Source organism: Streptomyces sp. NPDC002730, assembly GCF_042888805.1.
Classification (GTDB): domain Bacteria; phylum Actinomycetota; class Actinomycetes; order Streptomycetales; family Streptomycetaceae; genus Streptomyces.
Window position 1 is genome coordinate 1 of record NZ_JBIAQG010000049.1, and the last position, 4,003, is coordinate 4,003.

A 4,003-nucleotide genomic window follows, 5' to 3' on the forward strand; every position below is an offset into this window, starting at 1 on the left:
CCGCCGGATACGGAGACCTACGTCCCACCAGGACACCTTCCCTCGGATCTGCAAGATCCATTGTCAGAGTGTCCACACCACAGGGGTCGCCTCAGTCTGATCTACGAGGTGGGCTCGTCCACCATCGGCCGTGCGATCGGCGAGATCCGTCCGCCGCTCGCGAGCCGCGGGTTCGCCGTCCCGGACCGGCCCGGGATACGGCTGCGCACCCCGGAGGACATGTTCGCCTACGCCGCGGCCGAGGACGTGACCTTGCGGATCGACGGGATGGAGACCCAGGTCCGCCGCCCGCGGGCGAACCATCCCAGCCGTCGCGCGTTCGTGTCGGGCAAGCGGAAACAGAACACCATCAAGACCACCACGATCAGCGACGGCCAGGGCCGGACCCTGTTCTCCGGCGCCGAACGCCCCGGCAGAATGCACGACCAGACCGCGGTCCGCACCGAGGGCATCGCCGAGCAGTTCCGCCAGCACCCCGAAGTGAAAGCCGAGGTCGACGACGGCTACCGCGGCCTGGCCAACGAATTCCCCGACCAGGTCTCCGCTCCGCCGAAGAAGCCCAAGAGCCTCGACACCGACGACGCACAGCTGACCGAGCGGTACGGCTGGCTCGAGGCCAAGCGCCGCCAGTCCTCCCGCCGGATCTGCGTCGAGCACGCCAACGCCGAACACCGCCAGTGGCGGCCGCTCCAGCGATACACCAGCCGACGGGAAAGCTACGGCGAAACCCACCGCGCCATCGCCGGCCTGGTCTCCGACCGCGCCGCCAGACGTGCCACCCGCCGCCGGACCAGCACCGAACTCGTCCTCGTCCGCACGACGGCCTGCTGAATCACCCACCAGCCGAACCCCCAGGCCAACACGTCCCACGATCAAACGCGGGACAGCCCGTTAGCCTCGCCGTTTCGGTTGAGATGAGGCGGCGTCGCGGGTCACCAACTGTTGGGTGGACGACGCGATTTCGGTACTTGGGCATGGTGGTGTCCCGGCGCGGTGGTCGGGTTCTCCGGGTTCCTCGGTCGTGGGCGGTTGGGACGGGGACCTGTCCGCCGGCGGGGCGGGGCAGTGCGGGGAGGCGGTGGAAGGCCGTGGCCAGTTCGTCTTTCCAGGGCCAGGTCGCGGATATCCGCGGGCGCAGGCGCCGGCCGCCGTAGGCGGAGGCGGAGGCGGAGGCGGAGGCGGAGGCGGAGGCGGAGGCGGAGGCGGAGGCGGAGGCGGAGGCGGAGGCGGAGGCGGGCGGCGACGTGCAGTATGCGGTGGCGGAGCTTCTTCGGTTCGGCAGTGGCGAGTTCGCTGTCCAGTAGCAGGACGCGGGTCCATGCCAGCAGGTCGATCGCGGCGGGGCTGAGTTCGAGCCAGACGGCATTGACGCCGAAGTGGCGGGAGGGGAAGCGGCCGAAGCCGGTGGTCTTGCGCCCCACCGGATGTGGTCCTCGACGGTGGCGTGTCCGCGGTGACAGGCCTTCAGGAACTGGGCGGAGCCGCCGTCTGTGAATGGGGTGTCGGTGAGGAATGCCTGGTGCCTCAGGCCCTCGTCCTGGTCGAGCAGGGACAGTTGGGCGCCGGGGTGCGGTCGTTCGCGCCGCACGATGATGCGGGTGCCGGCCGGATAGCCGTCGAGGTCGACCATGCCGGTCGGCTCGGCGACCTCGGCGCCGTCTCGCAGGGGCCCGTTCTGGTCCAGGGCGGGATGCCAGAGCCGGTCGGGCATGGCCCGGACAGCGCGGCGGACCGGCTCGGTGATGGCGTATCCGGTCGAGAAGAAGGTGCGGATTCCTTGTTTCCGCTCCGTACGTCGCGGACGTGGGCGAGGAAGGCTTTCGCGGATCCGGCGCTGTCGGTGCGGACGAGGATGTCGGTGCCGTGCCGGTGGGCGTCGGGGATCTGAGCGAGTGCCCGGTCGAGCACCGTGATGTGGTCGGCGGCGGTGTTTGGCACCGGTGTTCCCGGGCCGCGGCCGGCCGGACAGCGCCTCGCCCGTGTTGGCCAGGAAGCACAGCGGCGGGTGGACGCCGAAGCCGCCCTTATAGGTGGGTGCGGCCCGCTCCTTCTCGGTCTGGCAGGTGACCAGCGTGGCGTCGAGGTCCAGGACCAGCCCAGGCAGATTGCGTCCCGCGGCCCGGGCCGCGGGATTGCCCTCGCCTTGCTCGGTGGCCTGCGGCCAGGCGACTTCCCGGGCTTGGGCACGGGCCGAGAGAAGACAGTGCCCTCTCATCGGTGTCGGCGAGCAGTCGCCGGGCCGTCGGTGTCGAGGCGACCGAACCGAACGCCCCTGCCTGGTCCCGCAGTACGGCGAGATCCGCAATGGCCTCGCCGCCATCGGCGAGCATCACCGCCAGGTCGGTGGCGATCCGGCCCGGATCATGCCCGGTCCCGCGCGGCCGAAGCGGCCTGAGCGCGGTGGAGTACGCGGCGGTGAGCCCGGTGGCATCAGCGAGATCGGCCGGCAACCGTGCCCCGGCATGTCTGACCACCCCCGAACCATCGGCACTGACCTGGACCTTGGGACGCAACCCGCTAGCCTGCACGTAGAAAGTGCCCTCCGCCTGGACCGACAGTACCCCTCAGCAAGGTTCATCGCCCCAGGTCAGGAAGGCACTTTCGCGTTTCCGCCCCCAAGCCAGCCATCCCCAAGTGAAACGGCGAGACTAGCGGGCCCCGTAGTCCGCTGTGCAGGGCCGCCATGTCCAGTGCTACGGCGCGCTCAACCGGATGGGCCGCGCGCAACACGCCGGGACAGTCCATGAGGATCGACGCCTGCCCGTGAGTCTCCGGGGTTCGGTCGCCCAGTGCAGCGGCCGCCGTACGACAGGCACCGTCTCGTAGCCATCCTCACCTCATGATCCACACGGGGAAGGGCTCCGGTCGGCGTCTCGGGCCCCGTGTCCAGTTGTCTTCGGTTCCCGACCCGCCCCTCCGGAGGACCGCACGGACAACAGCCATGACGTACGGTAATGGTTACGTCACTATTGGCTATCATGGCGGCCTGCCCGGCGGTGTACGAGGCCGCCAGTCTGCAGCAGGAGGCTTTCAGGTGATCGGACGTCGAAGGCCGGACAGGCAGCCACCGGACAGGAGGGGCGGCTGGCGCCGGTGGTGGAGCAGGGTACGGGCCATCGCGGTGGGACTGGTCGTGCTGGCCGTGCCGGCTCTGCCGGTGGTCACAGCACCGCAGGCCGCCGCCGTTCCCGCCGGCACCTACGCCTACGTCGCCAACCTAAACTCGGACACCGTATCGGTGATCAACACGGCCACGAACGCCGTCACCACCACCATCACCGTGGGAGACGGGCCTTTCGATGTGGCGGTCAACCCCGCCGGCACCTACGCCTACGTCGCCAACCGAAACTCGGACAGCGTGTCGGTCATCAACACCTCCACCAACACCGTCACCGCCACCATCCTCGTCGGCAGCGGCCCCCGGTCGGTAGCGGTCAACCCCGCCGGCACCTTCGTCTACGTCGCCAACTCCGGTTCGGGCAACGTGTCGGTCATCCAAACCTCCGACAACACCGTCACTACCGCCGTCACCGTCGGCACCTTCCCGGCTGGCGTCGCGGTCACTCCGAGCGGGGCCTTCGCCTACGTCACCAACGCCGACGACAACTCCGTCTCGGTGATCGACACCTCCGACAACACCGTCGCCGCCACCGTCACCCTCCCTGTCGGCAGCAGCCCCCGGTCGGTGGCGGTCAACCCCACCGGCACTTACGTCTACGTCGCCAACCGAAACTCGAACACCGTGTCGGTCATCAACACCTCCACCAACACCGTCACCACCGCCGTCCCCGTCGGCACCCTCCCGGCTGGCGTCGCGGTCACTCCGAGCGGGGCCTTCGCCTACGTCACCAACGCCGACGACAACTCCGTCTCGGTGATCGACACCTCCGACAACACCGTCACCGCGACCGTCCCCGTCGGCACCCTCCCGGCTGGCGTCGCGGTCACTCCGAGCGGGGCCTTCGCCTACGTCACCAACTCCGACGACAACTCCGTCTCGGTG

2 protein-coding genes and 1 pseudogene are annotated in these 4,003 nt (G+C 69.6%); 2 read left to right on the top strand and 1 reads right to left on the bottom strand.

Annotation, left to right across the window (positions count from 1 at the left end; all coding sequences use genetic code 11):
• The first annotated feature begins 108 nt into the window (after window positions 1-108).
• A complete protein-coding gene (locus ACFYXH_RS42210; protein ID WP_389575105.1) occupies window positions 109-831 on the top strand; it encodes a transposase family protein in 723 nt (240 codons plus the stop codon).
• Window positions 832-1,048: 217 nt separating this feature from the next.
• Here ACFYXH_RS42210 and ACFYXH_RS42215 read toward each other — a convergent pair.
• A pseudogene (locus tag ACFYXH_RS42215) lies at window positions 1,049-2,558 on the bottom strand (IS1380 family transposase); the annotation flags it as partial.
• Window positions 2,559-3,034: 476 nt separating this feature from the next.
• On the opposite strand from ACFYXH_RS42215, the gene ACFYXH_RS42220 reads away from it, so the two are divergent.
• On the top strand, window positions 3,035-4,003 hold a 969-nt coding region (locus tag ACFYXH_RS42220; protein ID WP_389575107.1), incomplete at its 3' end, for a lactonase family protein.